18 protein-coding genes and 1 pseudogene are annotated in these 12,923 nt (G+C 36.7%); 13 read left to right on the top strand and 6 right to left on the bottom strand.

Features of this window, described 5'->3' with window-relative positions:
* The first annotated feature begins 54 nt into the window (after positions 1–54).
* The 3 genes and pseudogenes from MMP60_RS10000 to MMP60_RS09990 all read left to right on the top strand — a co-directional run.
* Positions 55–1,038: an ion transporter gene (locus MMP60_RS10000; protein WP_241336120.1), complete on the top strand. Its 984-nt coding sequence runs from the start codon at positions 55–57 to the stop codon at positions 1,036–1,038.
* Positions 1,039–1,256: 218 nt separating this feature from the next.
* The gene (locus MMP60_RS09995) at positions 1,257–1,868 is read left to right on the top strand and encodes a DUF2238 domain-containing protein (RefSeq protein ID WP_241336119.1); all 612 of its coding nucleotides are present in this window, start codon (positions 1,257–1,259) and stop codon (positions 1,866–1,868) included.
* Between the two features lie 105 nt (positions 1,869–1,973).
* Positions 1,974–2,207, top strand: a pseudogene (locus MMP60_RS09990) (hypothetical protein); the annotation flags it as partial.
* A gap of 211 nt (positions 2,208–2,418) precedes the next feature.
* On the opposite strand, the gene MMP60_RS09985 reads toward MMP60_RS09990, so the two are convergent.
* Positions 2,419–3,048: a hydrolase gene (locus MMP60_RS09985; protein ID WP_241336118.1), complete on the bottom strand. Its 630-nt coding sequence runs from the start codon at positions 3,046–3,048 to the stop codon at positions 2,419–2,421.
* Positions 3,049–3,172: 124 nt separating this feature from the next.
* On the opposite strand from MMP60_RS09985, the gene yaaA reads away from it, so the two are divergent.
* Genes yaaA through MMP60_RS09965 form a run of 4 tightly spaced genes read left to right on the top strand, consistent with a single transcriptional unit; the run spans position 3,173 to position 5,574 of the window.
* Positions 3,173–3,955 (top strand): peroxide stress protein YaaA, encoded by a 783-nt coding sequence (yaaA, locus tag MMP60_RS09980; RefSeq protein WP_241336117.1) that lies wholly within the window; start codon positions 3,173–3,175, stop codon positions 3,953–3,955.
* Between the two features lie 19 nt (positions 3,956–3,974).
* Positions 3,975–4,238, top strand: a complete 264-nt coding sequence (locus tag MMP60_RS09975) for a hypothetical protein (protein ID WP_241336116.1) — start codon at positions 3,975–3,977, stop codon at positions 4,236–4,238.
* Between the two features lie 9 nt (positions 4,239–4,247).
* Positions 4,248–4,868, top strand: a complete 621-nt coding sequence (locus MMP60_RS09970) for a metal-dependent hydrolase (RefSeq protein WP_241336115.1) — start codon at positions 4,248–4,250, stop codon at positions 4,866–4,868.
* Between the two features lie 13 nt (positions 4,869–4,881).
* Positions 4,882–5,574: a hypothetical protein gene (locus MMP60_RS09965; RefSeq protein WP_241336114.1), complete on the top strand. Its 693-nt coding sequence runs from the start codon at positions 4,882–4,884 to the stop codon at positions 5,572–5,574.
* 62 nt (positions 5,575–5,636) lie between these two features.
* Here MMP60_RS09965 and MMP60_RS09960 read toward each other — a convergent pair whose 3' ends face one another.
* The 5 genes from MMP60_RS09960 to MMP60_RS09940 form a co-directional block, all read right to left on the bottom strand.
* Positions 5,637–6,422: a thiazole synthase gene (locus MMP60_RS09960; protein WP_241336113.1), complete on the bottom strand. Its 786-nt coding sequence runs from the start codon at positions 6,420–6,422 to the stop codon at positions 5,637–5,639.
* Positions 6,423–6,445: 23 nt separating this feature from the next.
* Positions 6,446–6,643 carry a sulfur carrier protein ThiS gene (gene thiS, locus MMP60_RS09955; protein WP_018679822.1) on the bottom strand — a complete coding sequence of 66 codons (198 nt, stop codon included), beginning with the start codon at positions 6,641–6,643 and terminating at the stop codon, positions 6,446–6,448.
* Positions 6,644–6,652: 9 nt separating this feature from the next.
* Complete coding sequence (locus MMP60_RS09950) at positions 6,653–7,018, bottom strand: DUF423 domain-containing protein (RefSeq protein ID WP_241336112.1); 366 nt, start codon at positions 7,016–7,018, stop codon at positions 6,653–6,655.
* A gap of 107 nt (positions 7,019–7,125) precedes the next feature.
* Positions 7,126–7,995, bottom strand: coding sequence for an RNA polymerase sigma factor RpoH (gene rpoH, locus MMP60_RS09945; RefSeq protein ID WP_241336111.1), 870 nt, complete (start codon positions 7,993–7,995; stop codon positions 7,126–7,128).
* A 131-nt stretch (positions 7,996–8,126) separates the two neighbouring features.
* Complete coding sequence (locus tag MMP60_RS09940) at positions 8,127–8,366, bottom strand: sulfurtransferase TusA family protein (RefSeq protein ID WP_241336110.1); 240 nt, start codon at positions 8,364–8,366, stop codon at positions 8,127–8,129.
* Positions 8,367–9,011: 645 nt separating this feature from the next.
* Here MMP60_RS09940 and MMP60_RS09935 point away from each other — a divergent pair.
* The 6 genes from MMP60_RS09935 (at position 9,012) to MMP60_RS09910 (ending at position 12,885) form a co-directional block, all read left to right on the top strand.
* Positions 9,012–9,224, top strand: a complete 213-nt coding sequence (locus MMP60_RS09935; RefSeq protein ID WP_004653893.1) for a cold-shock protein — start codon at positions 9,012–9,014, stop codon at positions 9,222–9,224.
* 103 nt (positions 9,225–9,327) lie between these two features.
* A complete protein-coding gene (gene rhlB / locus MMP60_RS09930) occupies positions 9,328–10,479 on the top strand; it encodes an ATP-dependent RNA helicase RhlB (RefSeq protein ID WP_241336109.1) in 1,152 nt (383 codons plus the stop codon).
* A 212-nt stretch (positions 10,480–10,691) separates the two neighbouring features.
* The gene (fba, locus tag MMP60_RS09925; protein WP_241336108.1) at positions 10,692–11,729 is read left to right on the top strand and encodes a class II fructose-bisphosphate aldolase; all 1,038 of its coding nucleotides are present in this window, start codon (positions 10,692–10,694) and stop codon (positions 11,727–11,729) included.
* A 131-nt stretch (positions 11,730–11,860) separates the two neighbouring features.
* Positions 11,861–12,133, top strand: coding sequence for a hypothetical protein (locus tag MMP60_RS09920; RefSeq protein WP_241336107.1), 273 nt, complete (start codon positions 11,861–11,863; stop codon positions 12,131–12,133).
* Between the two features lie 89 nt (positions 12,134–12,222).
* Positions 12,223–12,528: a hypothetical protein gene (locus tag MMP60_RS09915; RefSeq protein ID WP_241336106.1), complete on the top strand. Its 306-nt coding sequence runs from the start codon at positions 12,223–12,225 to the stop codon at positions 12,526–12,528.
* 60 nt (positions 12,529–12,588) lie between these two features.
* A complete protein-coding gene (locus MMP60_RS09910; protein ID WP_241336105.1) occupies positions 12,589–12,885 on the top strand; it encodes a hypothetical protein in 297 nt (98 codons plus the stop codon).
* Positions 12,886–12,923: the final 38 nt, after the last annotated feature.

The following is a 12,923-nucleotide window of genomic DNA, read 5'->3' as shown; positions in this document are numbered from 1 at the left end:
GGTAAAGCAACGTGCTACATTTTAGTTTGTGGTTAACATCATGATATGTACGGTATGACTCGATTTTCATGGCAGCAATTAAGACGTTTTGTTTATGATAACCTTCACAATGATGACTATAAAAGTAAGGTTAGTACTTGTGTTAACTATTTATTGATTGCACTGATTGTTGGTAATGTTGCAGCGGTCTTGTTAGAGTCCATTAACGAAATTTATAAGCTTTACAAACCTTATTTTGATCTTTTTGAAAATATATCTATCGTGATTTTTAGTGGTGAATATTTATTAAGACTTTGGAGTGTTATTGAAGAAGATCGAGAAGAAGCTGCATGGAAACAGCGTATACGTTGGATAAAAAGCGGTGGTGCAATTATTGATTTGATGGCGATTTTACCTGCTTATCTTAATTTTTTTGTTCATATCGATTTACGTTTCTTGCGCGTTCTACGGTTAGTTAGATTGCTGAAGCTAACACGTTATTTTGTATCATTGCAGATACTTTTACGTGTTATCCAACGAGAGAAAGGTTCATTCCAAGCCGTTATTTTCATTTTAGTGATTATGATTGTAATGTCAGCATCAGCAATTTATGTGGTTGAAAATAAAGCTCAGCCTGAAGCTTTTAGTTCAATTCCACAAGCAATGTGGTGGGCCGTAGTGACTTTAACCACAGTCGGTTATGGTGATGTTACACCTGTGACCAATTTGGGACGGTTGCTAGGTGCATTTATTACTATTTTAGGTGTTGGTATTGCAGCTTTGCCAGCAGGTATTTTGGCCTCAGGTTTGGCTAATGAATTAAATCAACGTAATCAAAGATTGGAACAGGAATTTCGGGAAGTCTTACAAGCTAGAGGTTTGGATTTATTACATGATCAAGATGAAATTGAACGAATACGTAAGAAGGTTGGATTGCCGAAAGAACAGACCCATGAAATTATTATGCAATTGTTTCGAGAAAAATTATTAGAAGAGCAAGAACAAGAAAAAAGGAGATATCGGTTCTGCCCACATTGTGGAGAAAAGCTTTCTGAATAAGTTGCGATATTACTATTGTGACCAATCAAGTAAGTCAGTTTTCTTCATTGTGATTGCTGAAAGATAGGGAGTATCTATGAATGTACTTGCTTTTTCACTTATTCAATTGCATCAGGTTTAGCCATTAAACTCGAACTTTGGCTTTATTTTAAGAAGGTTTTTCTCTAAGAATAGGTTTTGATATAGTGAAGAAAATAAAAATCATTTGAGAATTTTATATGAATCAAAGACAGATTCTATGGTTTGCAGCCATTATTTTAATACTGTTGTTAATTTTATCTGGTCTTGATCCGTTTGATCGAGCAACATGGTTAATGGAAGTTTTACCTGTTCTGATTATTTTGCCTATATTATTAGTGACCTATCAAAAATTTCCATTAACCAACCTTTTGTATACTCTTATTTTTTTCCATGCAATTGTTTTAATGGTAGGGGGTGCATATACCTATGCACGTGTACCTTTTGGTTTTGAAATGGCGCAATGGTTTGGCTTAGATCGTAATCCTTATGACAAAATTGGACATTTTATGCAAGGCTTCGTCCCAGCCATTGCTGCTCGTGAAATTTTGATCAGGAATCGTATTCTAGCCAAAGGTAAAATGTTAAGTTTTATTGTGATTTGTATTGTACTGGCAATTAGTGCGACTTATGAATTGATAGAGTGGGCAGCAGCTCTCGTACTAGGACAAGGCGCAGAAGAGTTTCTAGGTACTCAAGGATATGAGTGGGATACACAATCCGATATGTTTTTTGCTTTAATCGGGGCGATTGCTGCCTTGGTATTGTTATCAAAACGGCATAATCGACAAATCTCAAAGTTAATGAACTAAAATAAATGAGTGAATTGCAATTATAAAACCGATAGAAACAAAGTCGAGTAGAGACTGAACCATATCGAGATTGTTAGAAATCTAATTTCTTGAAAAAATGTCCCGATGAAGGCAAAACAATTAGTACATTTATTGCTTGAAGTCGAAAAAGCCCCCTCGACTTGGGCGACAGTGACAGCAATTGCAGCTAAAATTGGTTGTACACCTGAAGTACTTCGAGTATGGTATCAGAAGTATTTAGATCAACAAAACTTAATAAAATCTAGGATCTATCTGACCCATAAAGTGCTTTATGGTGCTGAAGCGATTGGTGCAATTCTACCGATTGCATCATCAACATAGTACCAACAAAGCATCTTGATGAACATTCTGAAAAGTGCTCAAATGCTTCTTATGCAATTAACTTCATGCTGAGCAAATTAAATGAGTTTGGCATTAACTTAAATAAACACTCTCCGATAAACTCGGTACGGTTCGTTTATGTAATTCATGTGCAATATAAAGTGTTTTTTAAGATTAATGATATAAAAATCTTTTTCGCTGTTTAAGTCTACAATTTTAAAAAGCGAGTAATCACTTGTCTTAACTGTTTTAGATAACCTGTAAAGAAATGGTTTGCGCCTGGCAAAATGGTAATCGGGTGTTTTTGTGGTTTTGCCCAAGCGACCATGTCTGAGAGCAAAGTAATATCATCTTGTTCGCCATGCACAAATAAGATATCGCCATCAATTGCCGGGGTTGTGTAATGGCGTAAATCAACCACTGAACCTGTTGGCAAGCCACATAACACTAATTGCTTCGGACGTAATTCATTGCTGAGTTGTGCTTGGCATTTTGCTAAAACATGCGAACCGAAACTGAAACCGCCTGCGTAGAATGTTAAACCTGCATGTTTTGCGCGAGCATGTTCAATCACTGCCATAATGTCATCCGTTTCACCATGACCTTGATCATGTGTACCTTCACTACCCTCTAAACCACGGAAGCTTGGACGATAGACAATACAGCCCATTTCATTAAAAATCTGAGCCAGTAAAACAGGGACTTTATGATGAGGTGTACCACCTTGTAAGGGGTGTGGATGGCAGACAACAGCAAAGCCTGTGAGTTCACCTTTGGGTTGATCGACAAACATTTCAATTTGACCAACAGGACCTTGGATGAAGATTTGCTCAGACATAAGATACGCAATAGATAATGGGAGAATTCACTATTTTACCGATAAAACTGAACGAGAACACGAATTGGAATTAAAAATTACCAACTGTTATAGTCTCACTAAGATAAATTTATTTTGATTGATTATGCTTGCTTTAATTTCTCCTGCTAAAACACTTGATTACACAACAGCTTTACCAACGGATACCCATACCCAACCACGTTTATTAGCACAATCACAACAGTTGATTGAGGTTTGCCGTCAGCTTTCTGCAACTGAGATTGCATCATTAATGACCGTGAGTGAAAAAATCGCCAACTTAAATGTAGAACGCTTTCGTGACTGGAATGCAGATTTTGATTTTTCCAATGCACGCCAAGCCATGTTTGCATTTAAAGGCGATGTGTACACAGGTTTGGATGCTTATCATTTAAACGATCAAAATATTGCTTTTGCACAGCAGCATTTACGTATGTTATCTGGGTTGTATGGTTTGTTACGTCCTTTAGATTTGATGATGCCATATCGTTTGGAAATGGGGACTAAACTCAAAAATAGTCGTGGACATAATCTGTATGAATTTTGGGGCACTATTATTACAGATCAAATTAATCAAGATTTAGCTGAAATTGATGCAAAAGTATTGGTAAATTTAGCTTCTGACGAATATTATAAATCGGTAAATGAAAAGAAAATTCAGGCAGAGATTATCAAGCCTGTATTCTTGGATCAGAAGAACGGAAAATATAAAGTCATCAGTTTCTATGCGAAAAAAGCGCGTGGTCTAATGGCAAAATACTTGATTGAAAACCAATTAAGCCAAGTAGAACAATTAAAAGCATTTAATAGTGAAGGCTATTACTTTGATGCAGAAAGTTCATCGAATAACGAACTTGTATTCAAGCGAGATGAACAGCACGCATCTTAAATTTGCAATAGGCAGAGTGATGTTAACCAAAGAACATTTATTAAAACATGCAATATCATCTGATCAAGTAAGTATCAAAGGGCATTTGACCGAACCTCGTAGCTATGGCGTATATGCACTGCCTTTAGATACAGATGGTACAAAGCGATTTCGTTTTGGTAATCATCCTGTTCGACAACAGGAGCTGAAACATGAGTTTGGTTCCTGTACCTTGTATCAGCTCTTTCTTGAACGTAAAGATGCTGAAAAGTTGGCAAAGTGGCTTAATAAAGAAATTCAGTGATGGTTGGTGATGCAGCAATATTTATCAATATTAGAAAAATCATGGTTTGAGCTGCATCAGCATTATCATTTTTCTGAACCACAGAAAGTTTTTAATAAATTGATTGCTGCCTATAGTGAAAAGCAACGAGCCTATCATACGATTCAACATTTGTATGAGTGTTTGGTACTACTTGAATCGATTCGAGTTGATTTGAATGATGCAAATGCTGTTGCGTTGGCACTCTGGTTTCATGATGCAGTTTATGAGCAGCAAGCAAAAGATAATGAATTGAAGAGTGCGGAGCTGTTCGAGCAGTATTTGGCTCAAGATTTATCAATTGATATCGTTGAAAAGATAAAGCGATGGATTATTGCGACGCAAAAGCATGAACGCAGTGATGATCATGATTTACAATTTTTGCTAGATATGGATTTGGCTATTTTAGCAGCTTCACCAGAACGTTTTGCAGAATATGAACAGCAGATTCAGCGGGAATATGCTTGGGTTGATCCTGAGATATACTCCATTAAAAGAAAAGAAGTGTTAGCGCATTTTTATCAGACAGAACTGCTTTATCAAACTGAATATTTTCAACAGAGTTTTGAGCAAAGGGCGAAGCAAAATTTAAAGCGAATATTAAACAGTTAGAATTGAGAGAATCATGGATCAGCTAATTCAAACATTGAAAGAGCTAGCGAAACAACATCCGTTAGAAAAATATTTTAGATGGGAGTTGCCAGAAAGTAATCCATTACCAGTCCCTTTGAATCTGGTCTCTATATTTGAGCGAAATATTTATTTAAAACACAACTTCTATGATTTGTTGAGTTCTGATGATTTAGCTGGTCGATATTGGTTGATTCAAGAGTGGGGTGGTATTCGCTCCTTTAAGCAAAATGATAAAAATGACCTATTATTACATAAATTTGAAAGCGAGCTTAAAAAGGGTGCTTTAACTAGATCAACTTTTTCGGTTATCTCATCTCTATCAAAAGTAGCTTCTTTCGTAGATCACCAAACATATGCAATTTATGATTCTAGAGTCATTTATTCTTTGAACTGGTTGTTATTTAAATATACAACGTTAAGAGAGTTTTATCCTCAGCCGATCGGAAGAAATGCCGATATAATTCAATATGAACTCAATACAATTTTTAATTTAGTAGATGATAATGTGGTTTATAAATCACATTGCATTGCTTATCATGATTATTGTCAATTAATGAAAATATTATCAATAGAGGTTTATGGTAAGAAAGAACCCTATTGGATGGAAATGCTCCTATTTATTCTTGCACCAAAATATATTGTGGCAGACATAAAGAATTCATTATCGATTTCATTAAAATGTTAGAGATAAGTGAGAGTTTGGGAGATTGAAAGGGAGTCAAAAAGCTCCCTCTAATCTTTCTTTTCTTACTTAAAGAAATAACCTGTTTCAGGTGAACTCGCATTCGCCATACGCATACGAGGCATACGACCCGCTAAAAATGCTTCACGGCCTGCTTCAACTGCTTTCTTCATCGCAGAAGCCATTAAAATCGGATTTTGAGCAGCGGCAATCGCTGTATTCATTAGAACTCCGTCACAGCCCAATTCCATTGCAATCGCAGCATCACTGGCAGTACCAACACCAGCATCAACCAATACAGGAACTTTGGCATTTTCTTTGATGATGGAAATAGTGTGTGGATTCAGAATACCGAGACCAGAACCAATTAAGCTACCCAAAGGCATGATCGCAACACAACCCATGCTTTCGAGTTCTTGAGCAACAATAGGATCATCAGAGGTATAGACCATGATTTCAAAACCATCATCAATCAAGGTTTGAGCAGCTTTAAGTGTTGCGGTCACATTTGGATATAAGGTTTTTTCATCACCTAGAACTTCTAATTTTACTAGATTGTGACCATCAAGCAGCTCACGTGCCAACATACAGGTGCGAATTGCGCTATCAGCATCAAAGCAACCTGCTGTATTTGGCAAAATAGTATATTTTTCAGGTGGAATCACTGAAAGTAAATTGGGTTGGTCGGGGTGCTGACCAATATTTACACGACGAATTGCAACTGTGACAATCTCAGCACCACTAGCGTGAATGGCTAAATCAGTTTCATTTAAATCTTTATATTTGCCAGTTCCGACCAATAAGCGAGATTGAAACGTACGTGAACCAATAATTAAAGGGGAATCTTGCATGGGCTTACTCCATTTTTAGCCAATTAGCCGCCACCAACAGCTTGAATAATTTCAATACGATCTTCAGGAGCAATCGTCGTTTGCTCAAGCTTACTCTTCGGAATAATCTGTTGATTTTTTTCTACAGCGAAGCGTTTGCCTTCTAAGGCGAGTATTTGAATGAGTTGCTGTAGATTTTCACAAGGCGTGTCCGTTAACTCGCCATTTAAATAGATGTGCATGATAAACCCTTATTTCGCATGCTTCATTGCTTGCCATGCCAATAACAGCCAGCCAGCAATCATAAATGCACCACCAATTGGCGTGATTGCACCTAATATTCTTGGTAAGCCAAGCGCCATAATATATAGCGAAGCACAGAAAAAGATGATACCAATTTGAATCAAAATAAAAGGATATTTGATTGGGAATGTTGGTGTAGTTTTATTTAAGACTGCTAAAATAAGTAAGCCAATTGCATGGTAAAAGAAATATTGGGTCGCTGTACTCCACCAAGCAAGTTGTTCTGGTGTCGCAAAAGATTTTAGCCCATGAGCGCCAAAGGCACCGAATATTACAGCAAGCGCAAGATTTAGCGCAGAGATTGCAATCCACATAATTACAATGTAACTAGAAACTTATAGTAGCAAAGTTAACATATTCGAGAGGCTAATCAAAGCCAGATCAAACAAAAGGGCATAAAGCCCTTGTGTTTGATCTAATTTTAACTCGCAGACATTGCGGTTTTGATTTTTTCCATGGCATTCTTTTCAAGCTGACGAATACGTTCAGCAGAAACATTATATTCAGCAGCCAATTCATGTAGCGTCGATTTGTCATCATCTAACCATCGGCGTTGTAGAATATTACGTGAACGATCATCTAATTGATCCATTGCTTCATGCAAAGCAGTAGTACTTTGTTCTTCGTAGTCTTCTTCTTCTACCAATCGAGCAGGGTCGTAACGACTATCCTCTAAATAAAGTGCAGGAGCGGTGTGAGGTGTATCATCGTCATCATCGCCCTGAGCTTCAAATGCTGCATCATAAGCAGTTAAACGACCTTCCATTTCCAACACTTGTTCTGGCGTGACATTTAAGTCATTTGCAATCGATTGTGCCTCAGCAAGCGTTAGTTTTTTGCTTGATTTTTTCAGACTACGTAGATTAAAGAATAATTTACGTTGTGCCTTGGTCGTCGCAATTTTGACAATACGCCAGTTGCGAATTACATATTCATGAATTTCAGCTTTGATCCAGTGCACAGCAAAAGAAACTAAGCGAACACCCATATTCGGATCGAAGCGTTTTACCGCTTTCATTAATCCGAGGTTACCTTCTTGAATGAGATCACCTTGTGGCAATCCGTAACCTGCATAGCTACGTGCAATATGTACGACAAAGCGTAGATGTGACATCACCAATAATTTGGCAGCATCAAGGTCTTGGTCATAATAATAACGTTCAGCAAGTTCTTTTTCTTGCTCTGCCGTTAAAATTGGAATTTGATTGACAGTACTGATATATGCACCAAGGTTTACGCCTGGTGCAGACAATGACAGGGGCATCAATTGATTGCTGCTGTCAGTAGTCATGGAGTCTCCTTATAGGATGATATTTGAGTCAACAATTTCATCTTAATGCGAATGTGCTTCATCACTAAGGAAATTTGAGTATAAAAATGTAAATTTAACGATTTTATCTTTACCAAGAGTTTAGCAAAGAATCATATAGATTCAATTAAATAGTGAAATTCATTGTCTGAAATTTTTTGAGTCTGGCATTGAAGTTGCTGAATTTGGCAATATCGTGTTACATCAATTTCACTATGAGGATCTGATGATTTTAATAAATATTGTTTTGAACTTTCGGCTTTCTTTAAAGCACGCTTTAGCATGAGCAGTGGCATAGGACAAGGCTGGCCTAGCGCATTAATAATTTCAGGAGAATTCGGTATCTGAGTCATAGTGATTTAAGCTGCTAAATTCAGAATTATTTTAACAAATTCTGTAGAAGGAAGGCTGACTATTATGAATTATTTTAGCTTGAGCGTTATTAGAGATGGTTTGCTTTGAGGGATCAGTGAGTTAAATGTAAGTAATCTAAGTATTTGTTAATTCTGGTTGTTCAAGAGCGTTTTAGGTAGAGCATTATAACCGATAATCATTACTATCCAGTTCGTTGTTGAAATGGTTTTAGGTGGCATTCGAGGGGAAGGTAGTTGCTAATATTGTTTGTTTTTTGCGCACGTTTTGGCTGGTTTTTATTAAAATTTCTGTTTATTTTTTAGCTGCAGAATCTCTTATTTTTATAGTAAAAAAAATCATTAAAAAACGGCTAAATTATTGAAAAAAACGGATGAAGTTATTTGAAATAACTGAAAATAAACCTATTAATTATCATAAACCCATGTTAAGCTCGATGCGTTTTAGGATATATGTTATACGATATTATCGTTAAAAACCTATAACAAATGGATGTAACCGGAAATTGTTGATAGTTTTACAGAATGATTACAAGCTTTAAGATTATAAAAAATTTTAAAACCTTGTTGGCTCTGCTGTTTGCAACACCGGAAGGTCCTTATCTTTCAATATCTGAGGATTGACTTATGACAGCTCGTGAACAAGGCGTAGTAAAGTGGTTTAATGACACTAAAGGCTTTGGTTTTATTCAACGTAATGGCGGTGATGACGTATTTGTTCATTTCCGTGCAATTATGGGTGACGGTCACCGTTCTTTACGTGACGGCCAACGTGTTGAATTCAGCGTAGTTCAAGGACAAAAAGGTTTCCAAGCTGAAAACGTTCAGCCTTTAGACTAATTTGTTGCTTTAACGCAATATAAAAACGCTCCAATGTAATTTGGGGCGTTTTTGTTTATAATACTTCTTTTTTTGATCATTGCTGGTCCGAGTGCATACCTATATGACATCTGGTTTTGATACCTTAAATTTACATCCGCAGTTGAAAAAAGCAATTGATGCTTTGGGCTTCACACAAATGACCCCAATTCAACAAAAGGTTTTGAAATATACACTAGTAGGTCACGATGCCATTGGTCGGGCTCAGACAGGTACAGGAAAAACAGCAGCATTTTTGGTTAGTGTAATCAATGATTTGTTGAATAATCCAATTCAAGAGCAGCGATTTCGTGGTGAACCGCGTGCTTTGATTTTAGCACCTACGCGCGAGTTGGCTTTACAAATTGAAAGTGATGCGCAAGCATTAACTAAGTTTTCAAATTTACACCTTGTGACGTTGTTGGGTGGTGTGGATTTTGATAAACAAAAGAAAATGTTGGATAGTAATTTTGTCGATATTATTGTTGCAACACCTGGTCGATTGATTGATTTTGTTGAGCAAAAAGAAGTTTGGTTGGATAAAATCGAATTTTTGGTGATTGATGAAGCTGATCGTTTACTTGATATGGGCTTTATTCCATCAGTAAAAAGAATTGTTCGTTTTTCCCCATATAAAGAACAACGTCAAACGCTCATGTTTTCTGCAACCTTTAGTTATGATGTGCTTAATCTTGCGCGTCAATGGTTGTTTGAGCCTGTAACTGTTGAAATTGAACCGGAACAGAAAACCAATAATGATGTTGAACAACGTGTTTACATGGTTGCCAAAGAAGATAAATATAAGCTTCTACAAGACATTCTTCGTGATGAGCCTATCGATAAAGTCATGATTTTTGCGAATCGTCGAGATCAAGTACGTCGTTTGTATGATCATTTAAAACGTGATGGTTATCGAGTTGGAATGTTGTCTGGTGAGATCGCACAAGATAAACGTTTGAAAATGCTAGATCAGTTTAAGCAGGGTAAAAATAATATTATGATTGCAACGGATGTTGCGGGTCGTGGTATTCATGTAGACGGTGTTTCTCATGTGATTAACTTTACCTTGCCAGAGCAGTCGGATGACTATGTTCACCGTATTGGTCGTACGGGGCGTGCAGGGAGTCAAGGTGTGAGCATTAGTTTCTTATCTGAGGACGATGCTTTCTATTTGCCAGAAATTGAAAAAGCAATTGGTAAAAAGCTTCCTTTAACGCGTTTAGAAGGTTATTGCTAAGTTTAAGTTAAATTTGGTGTATCGTATTTGATATGACTAAATTTCATTTGAAAAGACTAAATCACTTTTTGATTTGGTCTTTTCTTATTTTAAGAGCAATCTGCTGGTTAAATTACACAAAAGATTCATAATTTTTTGGGAAATCCGGTGATTAGTTGCTGAATTGAAATAAATCAACATGTAGAATATGGCGCATTACCTGGGAGGATATTATGGCTCTAATCTCAATGCGCCAGCTCTTGGATCACGCCGCTGAACATAACTACGGCGTACCAGCGTTTAACGTAAACAACTTAGAACAAATGCGCGCAATTATGCTTGCAGCAGATGCAACAAATTCACCTGTTATCGTACAAGCTTCGGCGGGTGCGCGTAAATATGCAGGTGCACCTTTCTTGCGTCACCTTATTTTAGCTGCGATCGAAGAGTGGCCACATATTCCAGTGGTAATGCACCAAGATCATGGGACGAGTCCTGATGTTTGCCAGCGTTCGATTCAATTGGGCTTTAGCTCAGTGATGATGGATGGTTCATTGGGTGCGGATGGTAAGACACCAACGACATACGATTACAACGTTGATGTAACTCGTCGCGTTGTAGCTATGGCACATGCGTGTGGTGTTTCGGTTGAAGGTGAGATTGGTTGCTTGGGTAGCCTTGAAACTGGTATGGCTGGTGAAGAAGATGGTGTGGGTGCAGAAGGCGTACTCGATCATTCTCAACTGCTTACTTCTGTTGAAGAAGCGACTCAATTCGTTGCAGATACTAATGTAGATGCTTTGGCGATTGCTGTAGGTACTTCACACGGTGCGTACAAGTTTACTCGTCCACCTACAGGCGATATCTTGGCGATTGATCGTATTAAAGAAATTCATGCTGCATTGCCAAATACCCATCTGGTTATGCATGGTTCAAGCTCTGTACCACAAGAGTGGTTGGCAGTGATTAACCAATATGGTGGCGATATTAAGGAAACTTACGGTGTGCCTGTTGAGCAGCTTGTAGAAGCAATCAAGCATGGTGTGCGTAAGATTAATATTGATACTGATTTACGTTTGGCATCTACGGGTGCAATGCGCCGTATGATGGCTGAAAAACCAAGTGAATTTGATCCACGTAAATTCTTTGGTGAAACAGTTGAAGCAATGAAGCAAATTTGTGTAGATCGTTATAATTCATTTGGTACATCAGGTAATGCGGATAAACTTCGCCCAATTTCGTTAGAGAAAATGGTTGATCGTTACAAATAATTAATTTGTGATGAATAAAAAAACAGCATCTTTTGGTGCTGTTTTTTATTTCTTAGGTTTTCGGATAAATTAAAGTGCTTTAGGAGTTCTTAATGTCTTTCAAAGAAAATTTATAGTTTTTAGCTGATAGGTTGCTTGCAATACATACATATAGTCCTGATCAATATCCAAGTTGGAGATTGGAATATTATAATAATGCCAAAGAAATTTTTGATGAGGATATGAGTGAGGTTGTAGATTTATGGAAGAAAATTAAACCAAAAATTAAAAAGAATTTAGAGGATGCTGAATTGGTTGATCAAAAAATAAATGCAATGTTTATTGCATTTAAACAGGGTGATAATGAAGAAGGTTGTGATATTGCTTATGAGATTTTTGATTTAGATATAGAGAAAATGAGATAGTTCTTATTGAAATATATATGGAGGCTTTGATGTTGGGCGAATCCTCTGACAAATTATAATTTGAATTAAAGTGCTTGAGGAATTCTCACATGCCTTTTAAACAAGATTTACAATTATTTGCTGAGTGCATAATAGCAGTTGGTATTAATTCTCCAGATAAATACCCTAGCTGGATGTTGGAATATGGTAAAAGTCAAGAGGAAATTTTTGATCAAGATTCTCTTGAAATAAAAGAGTTATGGGAGAAAATTAAAATTAAAATTGATATAGAAAAATCTGAGTTAATTAATCAAAAATTAAATGAAATGTTTACTGCATTTAGTAATGGGGAAAATGAAAAGGGGCGGGATATTGCTTTAGATATTTATCTGATGGATGTTAAGATTTTGAAATAACTCGAATTACTTATGTGGATTGTATTTTTTAGATGTGTGAGAACCGTTGAAGAGGATTTTATGTCGTTAAAAAGAAACTTAGAAATATTTTTTGTAAAAGTAGAGCGATTAATATCATCAGTTGGTACAAAAACAACTAAACCATCTTTAGATGCTTTTAGCTTATCTGATATTGGTGAAGTAGAAGAGTTATGGAGTGTCATTAGAAAGGAGATTAAAGAAGATATCGAAGCAATGGAGTTTGTGGATAGAAAACTAAAAGAAATTCATGCTGCTTTTGAGGATGGTGATGGTGATACAGTAGGGCGCGCTGCTTTTGTAATTTGTGTGGTTGCGGATGTTAAAAATTTACGATAAATATTTCCAATTTTTATTTTTTGAATAAAAAATGCCAG

Origin of the sequence: Acinetobacter sp. ANC 4805, assembly GCF_022549495.1 — a bacterium.
Lineage (GTDB): Bacteria > Pseudomonadota > Gammaproteobacteria > Pseudomonadales > Moraxellaceae > Acinetobacter.
Note: the sequence above shows the minus strand (reverse complement) of the source record. Positions and strands in the feature narration are given on the sequence as shown.